Origin of the sequence: Gluconobacter kondonii (assembly GCF_002723995.1) — a bacterium.
In the GTDB taxonomy this organism is placed as follows: domain Bacteria; phylum Pseudomonadota; class Alphaproteobacteria; order Acetobacterales; family Acetobacteraceae; genus Gluconobacter; species Gluconobacter kondonii.
The window spans coordinates 131064-144486 of sequence record NZ_BEWP01000003.1; the positions used below are offsets into that span (position 1 = coordinate 131064).

At 56.6% G+C, this 13423-nt stretch carries 11 protein-coding genes; 1 reads left to right on the forward strand and 10 read right to left on the reverse strand.

Annotation, left to right across the window (positions count from 1 at the left end; all coding sequences use genetic code 11):
- Window positions 1–6 precede the first annotated feature (6 nt).
- The 7 genes from GKO01_RS04650 to GKO01_RS04680 all read right to left on the reverse strand — a co-directional run bounded on the left by GKO01_RS04650 (window position 7) and on the right by GKO01_RS04680 (window position 8225).
- Window positions 7–1947 carry a M61 family metallopeptidase gene (locus GKO01_RS04650; RefSeq protein WP_099286112.1) on the reverse strand — a complete coding sequence of 647 codons (1941 nt, stop codon included), beginning with the start codon at window positions 1945–1947 and terminating at the stop codon, window positions 7–9.
- A gap of 254 nt (window positions 1948–2201) precedes the next feature.
- Entirely contained in the window at window positions 2202–3116 is a 915-nt protein-coding gene (locus GKO01_RS04655) for a glycosyltransferase family 2 protein (RefSeq protein WP_099285981.1), read from the reverse strand.
- 252 nt (window positions 3117–3368) lie between these two features.
- The gene (locus GKO01_RS04660) at window positions 3369–3956 is read right to left on the reverse strand and encodes a histidine phosphatase family protein (RefSeq protein ID WP_099285982.1); all 588 of its coding nucleotides are present in this window, start codon (window positions 3954–3956) and stop codon (window positions 3369–3371) included.
- Between the two features lie 50 nt (window positions 3957–4006).
- A complete protein-coding gene (locus tag GKO01_RS04665) occupies window positions 4007–4939 on the reverse strand; it encodes a ribose-phosphate pyrophosphokinase (protein ID WP_062027866.1) in 933 nt (310 codons plus the stop codon).
- A gap of 152 nt (window positions 4940–5091) precedes the next feature.
- Complete coding sequence (locus tag GKO01_RS04670; protein ID WP_099285983.1) at window positions 5092–5979, reverse strand: porin family protein; 888 nt, start codon at window positions 5977–5979, stop codon at window positions 5092–5094.
- Between the two features lie 100 nt (window positions 5980–6079).
- Window positions 6080–7015 (reverse strand): hypothetical protein, encoded by a 936-nt coding sequence (locus tag GKO01_RS04675; RefSeq protein ID WP_099285984.1) that lies wholly within the window; start codon window positions 7013–7015, stop codon window positions 6080–6082.
- A 91-nt stretch (window positions 7016–7106) separates the two neighbouring features.
- A complete protein-coding gene (locus tag GKO01_RS04680) occupies window positions 7107–8225 on the reverse strand; it encodes an energy transducer TonB (protein WP_099285985.1) in 1119 nt (372 codons plus the stop codon).
- A gap of 237 nt (window positions 8226–8462) precedes the next feature.
- On the opposite strand from GKO01_RS04680, the gene GKO01_RS04685 reads away from it, so the two are divergent.
- A complete protein-coding gene (locus GKO01_RS04685; RefSeq protein ID WP_099285986.1) occupies window positions 8463–9110 on the forward strand; it encodes a DNA-3-methyladenine glycosylase family protein in 648 nt (215 codons plus the stop codon).
- A gap of 6 nt (window positions 9111–9116) precedes the next feature.
- Here GKO01_RS04685 and GKO01_RS04690 read toward each other — a convergent pair whose 3' ends face one another.
- From GKO01_RS04690 to GKO01_RS04700, 3 genes are all read right to left on the reverse strand, one after another.
- On the reverse strand, window positions 9117–11480 hold the full coding sequence (locus GKO01_RS04690) for a putative bifunctional diguanylate cyclase/phosphodiesterase (RefSeq protein WP_099285987.1): 2364 nt from the start codon (window positions 11478–11480) through the stop codon (window positions 9117–9119).
- 209 nt (window positions 11481–11689) lie between these two features.
- Complete coding sequence (locus GKO01_RS04695; RefSeq protein ID WP_099285988.1) at window positions 11690–12418, reverse strand: hypothetical protein; 729 nt, start codon at window positions 12416–12418, stop codon at window positions 11690–11692.
- Window positions 12419–12641: 223 nt separating this feature from the next.
- Window positions 12642–13409, reverse strand: a complete 768-nt coding sequence (locus tag GKO01_RS04700; protein ID WP_099285989.1) for an alpha/beta fold hydrolase — start codon at window positions 13407–13409, stop codon at window positions 12642–12644.
- Window positions 13410–13423 lie beyond the last annotated feature (14 nt).

The following is a 13423-nucleotide window of genomic DNA, read 5'->3' on the forward strand; positions in this document are numbered from 1 at the left end:
TCGATCTTACTGACGCGCTGAGTAAATTGCGCTCAGACGATCCGGTGTACCTGCGACACGCTCCAGATGCGGGTAACGCAGACCGTCATGATAGGGGATGGAGACCGTGGTGACATGGTCGCCGGACTTCACGATCAGATGGATGTCCTGCTTCGGGTCCTTCTGCGCGTCCGTAACGGCATGAAGCAGACGCTGCGGTGTGAAGCTCATGTCGTTGACGGCCACGATCGTCACGCCCGGAACCAGACCTGCCTTGAAGGCCGGGCTCATCCAGTGCTCACGTCCCACACGTCCGGTCGCATTGACCGTCAGGCCGAGTGAGAAGGACAGGTCCGTGGTGTGGCGTGCGGCTTCGCTGGCCTTGATGAAGGCGGTCGGCTTGGACGTATAGACCAGCTTGTAACCACCATTGGTCAGGCCGTTGAGCGGCGCGTGCGGCTGGATCGTGTCCAGACGGTCGTGCAGGAACTTGGCCCAGTCATAAGGCTGCACGCTGTTGAGCGTGGCGACCACATCGTCGAACTGATAGGGGCTGACGACGAAGCTGCCGCTGTTGGTGCCGAAGAAGGCTTTTGCGAAGTCATCCAGTGATTTGTGATCGTTGGAGAGCTTGCGGATCAGAGCATCCGCATCCAGCCAGACGAGCTGCCCTTCAACGTAATAGTCCTCCGAACGCTGCCAGTCGCGCCATGACAGCGGCGCACGCTGTGCAATCACCGGATCGTTCGTCGTGTCTTCCAGCGGGCGCCACTGACGGCCCGTCTGGTTGTCATAAGACGCCGCCATGTAGGCCAGCGCCTCAAAGCCCTGATCCTTCGTCACGAGGCCCGTGCGCGCAGCAAGGACATTGCCCCAGTACTGTGTCTGGCCTTCATAAACCCACAGCATGGACCCGCGCTGCGGCGTGTTGAAGTTCGGTGCCCACAGATCGGCCGGACGGCGATACTTGCCGTTCCAGGAGTGAGTGTATTCATGGGCGAGAAGGTCACGCTCGGGGAATGTCTTGTCCCATTCCGTGAAATACCCCGGAGCGGCGCTGTTTTCGCTGGATTGATGATGCTCGAGGCCGATGCTGCCTAGTTCGTCCGTCAGGGCGAGGAGGAAATCGTAATGGTCGTAATGATGCGAGGCGAACAGCGTCGTAGCCTGCCGGACAAGGTTCTGATGGGCTGCAATCTGGGACGGCGTTGCATCCAGCGAGTCCGGCTCGTCTGCCACAACATCCAGCGAGACCGGAACATGATCGGGGCCGGTCAGATCGAACTTGCGGAAATAACGTCCGGCGAAGATCGGGGAGTCGACAAGCGTATTGAACGTTGTGGCGTTAAAATGCGTTTCGTCACCATACACTCCGGCGCGAAGGGCCGAGCCGATCTGCCAGCCATGCGGAATGCGCACGGAAGGCTGAACCGTAATGCCACGAGTGAAATATCCTGCCGGATAGAGTGAAACCTGATCCCACTGCACATTGACGATGGACGGTGTCATGACCACACGGCCCTGACCCGGAGAAATCGGCGTCAGAAGCTGGAAATGAAGATCCAGCGTCGGGGTGCTGGCAGAGACGGGAATATGGAACGCGGCGACGTTGACCGTATCGCGCTTCCAATCCAGCGTGCGGCCATTGCTCTGCACATGCAGGCTGGCGAGCTGCTCAATCACACCAGTGGGAGAATGATCGCCAGGAATCCACATCGGATACAGAAGGATCATTTCTCCCTTCTGCTGCGCCTCTTTCGGCACCGGAATCGTTTCATGAATGGACATCACATGATGCAGCGTATCCGTCGCATCAACCGAGACCGTCATGGTCCCGGGGAACGCCCGGTCTTGCGGTTCAGGAATGGCAGCGGGCATGGGGAGCGGCATGGGCTGGGACTGCGCGAGAGCTGGGGAAACCAGCGCTGTGAACACGCTCAGTGCGATCAGAGGGCGCAGAAGGGACATCATCATTTCCGGTTAGTAATCAAGACTCTATCACGGGTAACTGTGATGGAGCGGGGAGGCAAGATGCGTTATTCTGCCACAAATCCGGGATGTCTGATTTAAAAAATGGTTTGATTGATTTTTCTTAAAATTAGAGAATTTCTACGAATCGTGGGAATCTTTGAATTTTCAGATTTGGGAAATTTTTATTGAGAAGCGGATCTTCTTTAAAAGATCGGGTAGTAAATACAGAGTTTCACTACCCGAAAATTTAATTACAGCTCTCTATTTTCTCTGATTCCATTCTCAATATAATGAGAAAAAGCATCATATCCGCTTAAATAAACATCTTCATGCTTTTGATAATAGCTGTTGATGTCGAACGTTTTTCCTTTGAAGGGAGGATCATTCATTTCTGAAAAACCCGGTCCGAATTCAGCTAAAAACTCGCGCATCTCTTCGTCGTTGTACCAAGGTGCTCTGTATATTGGTTCTTTCTGGAGTTCATTCAAAAGCTTTCCATTATTTTCCAGATCTTCATGGGAAGCTGAACTGACGGCGTCCAGAAGTTTGATCCCGCTATCAAGAAGATAAAAGCGATTGTGTATTCCATCCTCAACAGGACAACGGACGCCGCCAAAACCAGCCCGAAGGAAGCGAATGGAGAAATCGCTGTGTTCGTGTCCATAACGCCCGAAACGTGTGTCCATATAACCGACACATGCGAGGGCCTCAGTTGTTTGTGCCATAGCCATTCCACCGACTACAGCACCGACTCCGAGATTCATTGCTGTCATTGGACGACGCGGAGAGTAACGCTCGTAGCTTGGTGGGATATAATTGATATGTCCGACGCGAGAAGCAGCTAAAACCCATTCTTGCTCCCATCCGGCGACTTCAGGCCAAACATCATCATCCAAAAGGATAACTGTTTTTGCGCGGCAGATATTTGAAAAATAGAATAATCCTCTATTTTTATTCCACGCTATACCTTTATTTTTCCCGCCTAAGACAGTGATACCTTTTTTGCGTAGTTCTTCCACGGTTCCGTCTGAGGATCCATCATCACAGACGACAATCTTGTAATCGCTGCGAGTGAGAGCTTGTATTCGGTCCACCAAGTTACAGACCATATCTTTTCTTAAATACGTTGTGATTGCGATACCAACGTCACATGAATTTTTATTCATTTTTTACTCCAGAATAGGAATACTTCAGAAGTTCATATTTGTGTCTATATTTTTCTATTTATATATAGCTGATATTTTCCATGGGCCAATCGAAAATTTCAATTTTCATCAAAATACCTATGGCGCAGTTTGCCTCATCCCTTCTCGCAGGTTTGGGGCATGGGGACTATTAACTAAGTTATCACAACAAAAACTATAGTATAATTATATAAACACATTTATTTTTTGAGTATTTTTTCAAAAATATTAATATTATATCATGTGTAATAGCCAGTTATTATTCTTGGGTTGAGCCTTGATGGGCACGGCGTTCGCTAGGCGTTCGTTCACACTCAGATTCATACCGGCCCGTAATCCACGAAACAGGGCGCCGTGCGCGACAAACAGCGGTGTTCCTTCAGATCCCAAGCCTTGGTTTACTGCTGCTACAGCGCGTTGTGTGAGGGTTTTGAAGCTTTCGCCGTTTTCAAGGGAGGTGCCAGCTTCAATCCAATCATGATACCAGTCACTCATTAGTTCTCCTTCGTGAATACCAAAGCAGACTTCTGAAAGATCTTCCTCGATCCGCAACGGTAAGGTGATCCCAGCAAGTCTGTCGATTTCGTCACGCACGCGTATAGCCGTGACGGCGGCGCGGCTGAGAGGCGATGAGATGATGTGGTCAAAGGGACGGTCGTTGTTTTGGAAAAGCGCTGCTAATGTTTGTCCTGCCCGAACGGCCTGTGCGATGCCCGTCTCGTTGAGAGGGATGTCTGTTCTACCCTGTGCCAGTCCTTTGACGTTCCAGTCGGTCTCGCCATGACGCAGATACCAGAAGGGTTTGGGGAGAATCTGGGTCATGGGTAAGTCCGTTCACGAAGATGGGGGCGTGAGGGTGGACCGATGGACGCTCAGTCGAACAGTGAGGAAACTGAGCTTTCATCGGCCACGGCGCTCATGGCCCGGGCGAGGAGGTTGGCTGTCGTGATCTGACGGATATTCGGGGTCTCGAGGAGGGCCTCGGTCGCCGGAATGCTGTCCGTCAGCGTCAGCATGTTCAACGGACTGTCTTTCACGCGCTGGCAGGCATTGCCAGTCAGAACGCCGTGAGTGACGTAAGCTTCGACGCCTTCCGCCCCACGGGCCATGAGTGCGTTGGCGGCGTTGCACAGCGAGCCGCCACTATCGACGATATCGTCGACCAGCACGCAATAGCGGCCGGCGACGTCACCGATGACGTTCATGACTTCCGACACGCCAGCGCGTTCACGCCGCTTGTCGATGATCGCGAGATCTACGTTCAGGCGCTGTGCGAGCTGGCGCGCACGGACCACGCCGCCAACATCCGGCGAGACGATGATGAGTTCCCGGTCCGGCAGGCGCGTCTTGAGGTCGCGCACGAACAGCGGCGCGGCATAGAGGTTGTCGGTCGGGATGTCGAAGAAGCCCTGGATCTGCATGGCGTGCAGATCCATCGTCAGGATGCGGTTGGCACCGGCTTCCGTCAGAAGGTTCGCGACCAGCTTGGCGCTGATGGGCGTGCGGGGGCCGGATTTGCGGTCCTGTCGGGCGTAGCCGAAATACGGCATGACGGCTGTGACGCGCTTGGCCGATCCACGGCGTAGCGCATCCAACATGACCAGAAGTTCCATCAAGTGGTCATTCGTCGGCATGCAGGTGCTCTGCACGACGAAGACATCCTCACCGCGGACGTTTTCCTGAATCTCGACGAAGACTTCGCCATCAGCAAAGCGTTTCACTACGGTCTTGCACAAAGGCATCCGGAGTTCATGGGCGACCGCACGGGCCAGCGGCAGGTTACTGTTGCAGGCTACGATCTTCATGAAAAACGGCCTCGTCCGGTGTCCGACAGGGAAGTTGCTGGCCTTCTAACAGCGCAAAGCCCCCCTGTCATCCGTCCTGTTTCATTCTTTCCGCGCACCAGTTGGTCGGTCACTGCATGTCGTGCCAGCCGGACGCGGTCTGTCAGACGGGGTCAGAACTGCCAGGCCAGACCCGCATGTAGCTTCAGACCGTTGCTCAGGGCACTTGAGACGCCCGAGTAGGAATAGGCTGTGCCAAATTCCGTGCTGGATTCGACGTTTCGGTCATGGCCGTAGGAAATATAGGAATAGTCTCCTCCTGCCGTCAGGTGGAGGCGCTGGGTCATGCGGTAATCCATGCCCAGGCCACCTTCCCACAGGGGACGGGGCTGGCTGTTGTAGGAAAGGCCGGAATTGAGAACTTCCGCCCATCCAAACCTCCCACGCAGGACGAGGCGGGAGGTGAGAGCGTAATCGGCTTTCAGGCCAGCGCCCGCGAAGTAACGGCCAGAACCGTAGCCGAAATCTCCGTCACTGCCGTTCGTGACATATCCGCCCTGAATGAAAGGCGTCAGCAGCAGGCTATCGGAGAGCAGAAGAAAGCCTTTGCCGATCTCTCCCCGATTGTCTGTGCCGTTGGAGCTGTCGTTTCCGCCCGCGGAGAACCCGTATGGTGCAGAATTGCTGGAATAGCTGCGGTAGTGGGATTTGTAGTTTCTCTGGCCGTTTTCGAGCGAGAAATGGAGTGCGCCGTAAAGGTTTTCGATCCCGAAGGCGTTGAACATGACTGAAGCATCCGCCTGAAAGCCGGGGGTCCAGCCGATGGTGCGGTAGCGCGAGGCGCTTGCGGAGTCTTCAGTGAAAGCATAGCGGCCGGAACCGCCACTCTGCGTCATGTGGGAACTGTTGCCGCTGACGCTGTTGCGGAACGTGCCTGTCATTGAAAGACCGATCTCGCGGTTTACGGCAATAACCGGAGCTGGGTCTGCAAAAGCGGCGAGAGGGGCAAGGCCTGCACAGAAACCCAGGCTAGACAGCAGCAAACGGAAAGAAAGACGCATCGGACACTCCGGTATGAAAAGGCCGGAGTGATGTAACAAACTGTATTACATAAAGATACTCAGAGTTACATTAATGGAATGGAACCCCCGTTCTTCTGTATCAGGCCGCTTTTTTCGGAGGACCCTTTGTCTCCGGCAGGGGGGCGTGTTCGCGGCCTGAATAGTTAGTGACGATGGTCCGTACGCCTTGAGCGGCTTCTTCGGCAGCCATATCCGCCGTGTCACCCCATGCGCCATCCAGTGAATGAGGAGCGATGTCGTGCAACTGGGTGGCGGCGCCCGCTTCTTTCCCATCCGGCGTCAGGACATGCCAGACGATTTCGATATGATCGACCGGATGACTGATGTTGCCGGGAGTGCCCGTCTTGAGATCGACCGTCCCGCGTACGATAAAGTCCGCGCCCTTTTCCGTTGTTGTGACCGTGTTGGTTTTGTCGGGAAAGGACGAATAGAACGCGCGGGCGAGGGATATATTTCCGTCTCCAGGGGCGCCGGTAACGCCCTTGAAACAGATCTTCGCGGGGCGGTTCATGAGGCTGTGCGGGTCCTGCTGCATCATGTTCGCCTGAATGCCCGTCAGCAGGGTCGCAAGCTGGGGCGCTTCCTGTATGGCGGCGTCCTGAAGCGCCAGTCGGTCTCCTGCGCTCCAGGATGCCATATCCACGGCCGCCCCGTCCGTTTCCGCTCGCGCTTTTCCTTCCGGGGTCATGATGACGTAGTGGGGGACGACCGTATTTCCGTGAGTCGTCGCACTTAGCTTCACCCACCAGTCTCCCTTTTTGCGGGGCTGTGCGATGGCGGGAACGGATTGGTTGACCATGGCCTGTGCCACATCATGGGCCCAGAGCGTGGCCGCATCGTCAGACAGTAGCGCGTTTGGCGGAGTTGGGACGGCGAGGCGGGCAGGAGGGAGATTGGCTGCCGTGAGGTATCTGGCCTGCTGTCCGGGATCGGCGAAGGGGCGGGAAAGGCTGAAGCAGCCTCCCAGAACAAGTGGAAGGCACAGGGGCAGCAGGGCAGAACGGAAACGGCGCATCGGGGCTCCGGCAACAGGACGGTGACCTGACGGACTGTATGGGATTGCGGCTCCGATGTCGAAGCCGCGCCCTCCGCTTGATACCGTGCCCTTACCGGCGGATCAGGATGTAGTTGATCGTGACGTCGATATCGAAATGGTCACCCTTCATGTCCGGCGGGACTGGCGGCAGATGTGCGCCCTGGAACATGCCGGTCGTTGCCGCATCCAGCGAATAGGAGCCGGACTGGCTCATGAGCCGGACGGATTTCACATGGCCCGACCGGTCCAGCACGACATGCACCGAGGATGGACCGTCCTCGCCCGCGCGGGCGGCCTCTTCTGGATAGTACATATGCGCCCGGATCCAGCGGTCGATTTCCCCGCCGTAGTCCTCGCTGACGCCCTTGACGCTAGTGCGGGTCTGGTAAGGCGCATTGATAGCGCCGTTCAGACTGAGCGGCCCAAGAGACATATCGATCGGCCCACCGGACCCCGAGGCGCGGCCACGGTGGCGACGATAGGGCGAGGGCTGTTCACCGAAGGACAGATCCATTGGATGGGCGAACGGATTGTTTCGGTCGGAGCGGACCGACCGTTGCGCGTGATGGGAATGTGGCGACGTCTGCTGGCTGCGGCGGCTTGGCGCTGCTCCGGGGGTAATGGGGGCCGGAGTAGGCGCTGTCTTGGGCAGTTCGGCTGAGGGTTCTTCTGGCACTTCAGGCGCGGACGGTGTCTCAGGCGTCGGAACGGCAGGCGTCGGGGTGGACTGCTCCTTTTGCGGCTGTTGCTGGTCTTCCTGGGTTTCCTGCGGGCTCTGGGCCGAGGGAGGAGGTGGCGCACCGCCTTCTTCATGCGCCCGTGGGCCGCGCATGCTGCTTTTCGAGGGTGGCGTATCGAAAACCATCTCCACCTGCGGCTGCTCCTGCCCCGCAGGTGAGCCATGCATGCCCTGATGCTGCATCAGCAGGAAGGTCAGAATGGCTGCGTGGAGTCCGGCCGAAAAAATGAACGGAACTGTCGGTCCGTTTTCAACGATGGTCTGCGGCCGCATCATCGGCGTTAGCACTGGGCGGACCGGAAGTGCTGGCGGGACGTAATCTCTCAGGCGCTCGCGCCTACCAGCCGGGGCATAATGCGGGCGTGTGGGAGCAGTTCGCGCAGAGGGGGCGAAGAGCTGGGGCTCGCGTTTCTGCGACTTTCCGGACGTGGTGGTGGATGATCCGTTCATATGCGGCTCATCCTGTCGGGAAAGGAGCTGGCAGAAAACAGCCAGTCGGCGAGAAGAGGGTGGCGTCGCATCATCGCCAGACCTTTTGCACCAGGGCGGTCGGGGTTGTCATCCGGCAGGCTGGTTATCCGGGGCTGGAGGTGGGCGTCTGTCTTGGCATATCATGGCAGTAATGCGAGACCCACGAAAGACACAAAGAGTCACCCGAACCTTAACTTCCGGAAAGGCGCATGTCTGATGGCTGATTATGCCACACTTCTTGGCTCCGATCCCGGTCTGGCGGCGGCCATGGCGCGTATCGGAGCCTGCACCCTGAAGGGTGATGACGGGCAGGAGCCTTATGATGCCCTTCTGCGCGCCATCGCCGGGCAACAGCTTCATGGAGCCGCCGCGCGGAAGATTTTCGGTCGCCTCTGCGTGCTGGGAGAACAGGGCACGGTGGACGGACCGCCGCCAGCGCCAGGACGGCTTCTGGAACTGCCCGAGGAAAGCCTCCGTGCCTGCGGTCTTTCGGGTAACAAGCTTCTGGCCATGTGGGGTGTTGCACAGGCTCGTCTGGACGGAACTGTTCCCAGCCGCGCGGAGGCTGGGAGCATGACGGATGAAGAACTGATCGCGCGTCTCGTGACCCTGCGAGGAATCGGACGCTGGACCGTCGAGATGCTGCTGATGTTTACGCTGAACCGCCCGGACGTGATGCCCGTCGATGATTTTGGCGTTCGGGAAGGTTGGCGGCGCCTGCGGGGGATGGAACTGCCTCCCAAACCAAAAGCGCTGAAAGAAGAGACGGCCCGCTTTTCCCCCTATCGATCAACCTTGGCCTGGTACTGCTGGCGTATGGCGGAAGAAGGAAAAAAGACGGCTCCCAATCCTCTGACGGCCTGAGGTGGATCAGGATGCTTCCATGACAACTGGCATCGTCGCCATGAACTGACGGGTGTCTTCGGGAGAAAGGGGGCGGGACAGCAGATAGCCCTGAACTTCCGTGCAGCCGAGGCGCTTGAGATAGGAGAGTTGTTCCTGACTTTCCACGCCTTCTGCGGTTACGGCTACGCCCAGATCGATCGACAGATCGACCACGGCGCGCACAATGGATGCCGCCCGGGATTCGCGGAGCATGTCCCTGACGAACAGACCGTCCAGTTTGATTTTCGAGAACGGGAAAAAGCGCAGATATCCGAGAGATGAGAAGCCTTTGCCGAAATCGTCGAGCGCAATGGAAATCCCGGCGCTCTGCAGGCGGCTGAGCAGCGTGAAGGTCGCGGCATCCGGCTCCATGAAGATATTTTCGGTCATCTCGATCTGAAGGCAGCGGGCTGGGAAGCCTGTTTTTTCCAGAACCCTGAACGTATCCTTGAGGAAGGTGGGAGCCTCAAGCTGCCCAACCGAGACATTGATCGACAGCACCAATCCGTCTTCCCATTCGCTGGCAAAGAGGCAGGCCCGCTCCATGACGTAGACGCCGAGCCTTTGGATCAGTCCGGCCTCTTCTGCGAGCTGGATGATCCGTTCTGGGGGCACGCGGCCATATTCGGGATGGGACCAGCGGATCAGCGCTTCGAATCCGCAGAGTTTCTGGCTCTGAGTGTTGAAGAAAGGCTGATAGACAATTCCCAGATCCCCCTTCTCCAGCGCCTCGGGGAGCGCACGGATCAGATCCCTGTTCCGTTTGGCGACAGTCCGCAGTTCCGGATTGTAGAAGCGATGCGTGTGTCCCCCGAGGCTCTTGGCCTCGTAAAGCGCCAGGTCGCTGGCTTCCAAAAGGCTTCCCACGCGTTCTGATCCGCCGATGGACAACACGATTCCCGCACTGAGACCGACCGCGCAGCGCACGCCTTCGCCAACCCGGATGGGGACGTTTGTCAGTGCATTGATGAGTCCCGATGCGGTGGCGGAAGCCTGAGCCGGAGTTGTTTGACGTTCGAGCAGCATAAATTCATCGCCGCCAAAACGATAGAGTCTGTGGCGTTCGCTCAGGGTGCGGCTCAGGACAACCGTGACTTTCCTGAGCATTTCGTCGCCAGCAGAATGGCCGTGTCGGTCGTTGATCTGCTTGAAGCCGTCCAGATCGAGGTTGAGCAGTGCAAACGCTTCGCCCGTGCGGGCGGCCTCGATGAGGTAGGTTTCCATATCGTCGAGGAAAGCGCCGCGGTTGGGTAGGCCAGTCAGTAGATCATGCCGTGCCCTGAAGGAGGCGCTTTCCTGGGCCCAGTGCGTCTGGGTTACGTCCGTCCCGACCCCGCGATAACCGACGAAATTGCGGTCCTGAAAGACCGGGCGTCCACTGAGCGACCAGAAGCGCTGCTGTCCCTGCAAAGTGCCGGAGACTACGATGTCCCGGAAGAAAATCCGGTTGTCGAGGCATTGTCGCAGCCGCCCGAGCCCCGTTCGTTCATCGCCGTCAAAAGCGGCAGGGCCTGCCAGGTCAGACAGGATGTCAAAGAAGCTACGGGTTTCGAGCCATTCGCGACTATTGCCGAAAGCCGAAGCCAGGCTGGCTGACACATTGCGCAGGCTTCCGGACGCACAGGTTTCCCATAGCCAGTCGCCGGTATCATCATCAGCATTGCGAAGCAGGAGTTGGACGATGCTGTTTCGCTGTTCGAGAGAATATCTGTTGATCAGAAATGCCGTGAACAGAGCCCTGACCGCCATGGTCAAGGACAGGACGAAAAACAGATAGACCGCCATTTCGATGGCAATATAGAGGTAAAACAGGCTGTGATCGATTTCCCATGCCTGGAAAAGAGCGACGAAACAGGAAACGATCAGCATTGACGCGATGATTTCGCCCATCCAGATCAAGGGCATCAGCGTGATGGTGGTTGCGGTCAACCCGACCATGATTCCTGCGACCATGACCCGGTCATTGGCGTCTCCATACGGGAAAACGACAACTGGAAGGGTGATCCAGCAGAGGGCGAATATGAAATTGAGCCCTTTAAGAATCCATGACTGTCGGGTGTCGACCAGTTTTTCGGTGGGGATCGCATAAAAGCAGATGTTGTAGATCACGAGCAGGGATAGAACTGCTCCGCACAGAAGTGTGCCGTAGATTGGGTTGTTCCGCATCAGGCAAAGGCCGGCAATCGGGCCGCAGCTGATCTGGGGGATAAAATGGAAGAAGTTCAGGCTGCGCAGAACCCGGCAACGTGAAAGGCGGATGTCTTCTTCCGCTCCTGCCGGTATTTCAGTCCGGAAGGGAAAAAGCCGGGCAAGCCGTGTCTGTTTCAGTAAGGTCAGGATGGCTGTCATTATGTCGCGCATTGCGGGAAGGCGACAAAGGGAGCCGGTGAGACAGGCAAAGACATCATGGACCTTCCCAATAGCGGAGGAGGGTGCCACGATGACAGAAATTTATGAAGTTTTTCTTTGCAGAAAACGAATCTGTTGCAGACAACATCTCCGCGCCTCAGGTATGGCATCCTTGGCGCGAAGATAGCTGCTAAAGAGTTAAGGTTTCGTTAATGCGCCATTTCTGGCGTTGTGGCGTAAATCTCGTGGCTGGCTTTTTCAAACATTTCAATGCATTCGCGCATATTGGCTGTCAGGGCTGCGCGGGTGATGTCCGGGTCGTTGGACGGATAGTACCCGCGGGCCAGATCCTCATCGATTTCCAGATGGGACGGGCCGTCATGTTCGTGCTCATCATGAGCGAGACCCCAGGTCCAGTGCTTCTTGGCGAACAGGTTGGTGAACTTCGGCGCGTGACACAGATAGGCGGCAAGTTCTTCGGCGATGTATTCGACGGCTGCAAGCCAGGAGAAGAAGACCACGGGATCTTCACTGTCGGCATTGGCGATCAGCTTCTGGACCGTGGGAAGCGTGTCGTAATGCGTTCCATACAGGTCGAGGCCGAATTCTTTTGCGCCATCAGCCCAGAGAATGGCGTGTGAGCCTTCTTCTTCCTTCATTTCGCGCACCGCTTCACGGGCTTCTGAAAAGAAAGTCTTGATCCGGGTCTGTCCGAAACGCTGGACGAGCGGTTTGATGGGAAGATGACCGACGCGTACGTCAATAGCGCGCTCAAAAGCCTGAATAAAAGGCCACCAGCCGATCATCATGGCCTTAATAGTCTCTTTATCGCCATGAGCTGCGCCCCGGGCCAGGGCGGAAGAATAGATTTTCTCGCGTGTAAAGACACGCATTTCGGCACGATTTACCAAAGGCTCGGAGAACAGTAGAGCGTACATCCGCGTAATCCTGAAGAAGTTTATTACATTCGCCGTTCTGGCATTGGTGTTGTAGTCGGTAATTCACCAGAATAGTAAGTTTTTTACTTTAATTTTAATTGAGTTTTATTAAATTTGCAAAATATTAATATATTATATTTCCTGTATGTTGCTTTATCGTAATAAATTTACCGACGCAAAACTGCCATCTTTAAGTCCTGTTTGGTGTCGTAACGTTTTTTCTTCAGGCCGAACCCTGAAGAAAATCCATCATTTCCTTAAGAAAAGCCCGGGGCTGTTCCACGTGCAGCCAATGCCCGGCATCGGGCAGGGAGTGGATCAGCGCGTGCGGGAAAAGTGCCCGGATGTGATCGTGATGTTCGGGCAGGACATAGGGCGAGGCTCCGCCGCGCAGAAAAAGGACCGGCCCCTCGTAGGGCGCAATCTGAAGGTCGGGCCAGTTTTCGATGTCATGAATGTCTCGGGAAAGCGCGTCAAAGCCGATGCTCCAGCCTGGAGAATCGCCCAGCCGGATGTTTTGCAACAGGAGTTCGGCGACGGGACGGCTGCCTGCGATGGGCTCCAGAAGGGCCAGCCCTTCCCGGCGTTCCAGCGAGGGGGGGAATGTGAGGGTTTCGAGCTTCGAGATCATCTCGCGCTGTCCATGTCCCGTCCGTGCCGGGGCGATGTCTGCAACGAGCAGCTTCGTGACGCGCTCCGGGGCGGCGAGCGCGAGCATCATGCCGACCTTGCCACCCATGGAGTGTCCGACGACCGCAAAGCGCTCGATTCCCAGATCGTCCAGTGTTTCCAGAACGTCCTGTGCCATAAGAGCATAGCTGGCGGGACCATGCGGGCTGTGGCCGTGATTGCGCAGATCCAGCGCCAGCGTCCGGAAGGTCGTAGATGCGCCGCGCTGGAGAAAGCCGAGATTCCGGGCCCGCCCGAACAGTCCGTGCAGGAAAACGACCGTCTCCGGGCCTTCGCCGCGTTCGATGGCATGCAGTTTCATCGGTGATCCTTCCA

Coding starts and splice junctions, on each gene's coding strand:
- GKO01_RS04690 (WP_099285987.1), bottom strand. CDS start 11,480: ATGACAGCCATCCTGACCTTACTGAAACAGACACGGCTTGCCCGGCTT.
- GKO01_RS04655 (WP_099285981.1), bottom strand. CDS start 3,116: ATGAATAAAAATTCATGTGACGTTGGTATCGCAATCACAACGTATTTA.
- GKO01_RS04695 (WP_099285988.1), bottom strand. CDS start 12,418: ATGTACGCTCTACTGTTCTCCGAGCCTTTGGTAAATCGTGCCGAAATG.
- GKO01_RS04665 (WP_062027866.1), bottom strand. CDS start 4,939: ATGAAGATCGTAGCCTGCAACAGTAACCTGCCGCTGGCCCGTGCGGTC.
- GKO01_RS04680 (WP_099285985.1), bottom strand. CDS start 8,225: ATGAACGGATCATCCACCACCACGTCCGGAAAGTCGCAGAAACGCGAG.
- GKO01_RS04650 (WP_099286112.1), bottom strand. CDS start 1,947: ATGTCCCTTCTGCGCCCTCTGATCGCACTGAGCGTGTTCACAGCGCTG.
- GKO01_RS04660 (WP_099285982.1), bottom strand. CDS start 3,956: ATGACCCAGATTCTCCCCAAACCCTTCTGGTATCTGCGTCATGGCGAG.
- GKO01_RS04685 (WP_099285986.1), top strand. CDS start 8,463: ATGGCTGATTATGCCACACTTCTTGGCTCCGATCCCGGTCTGGCGGCG.
- GKO01_RS04675 (WP_099285984.1), bottom strand. CDS start 7,015: ATGCGCCGTTTCCGTTCTGCCCTGCTGCCCCTGTGCCTTCCACTTGTT.
- GKO01_RS04670 (WP_099285983.1), bottom strand. CDS start 5,979: ATGCGTCTTTCTTTCCGTTTGCTGCTGTCTAGCCTGGGTTTCTGTGCA.
- GKO01_RS04700 (WP_099285989.1), bottom strand. CDS start 13,409: ATGAAACTGCATGCCATCGAACGCGGCGAAGGCCCGGAGACGGTCGTT.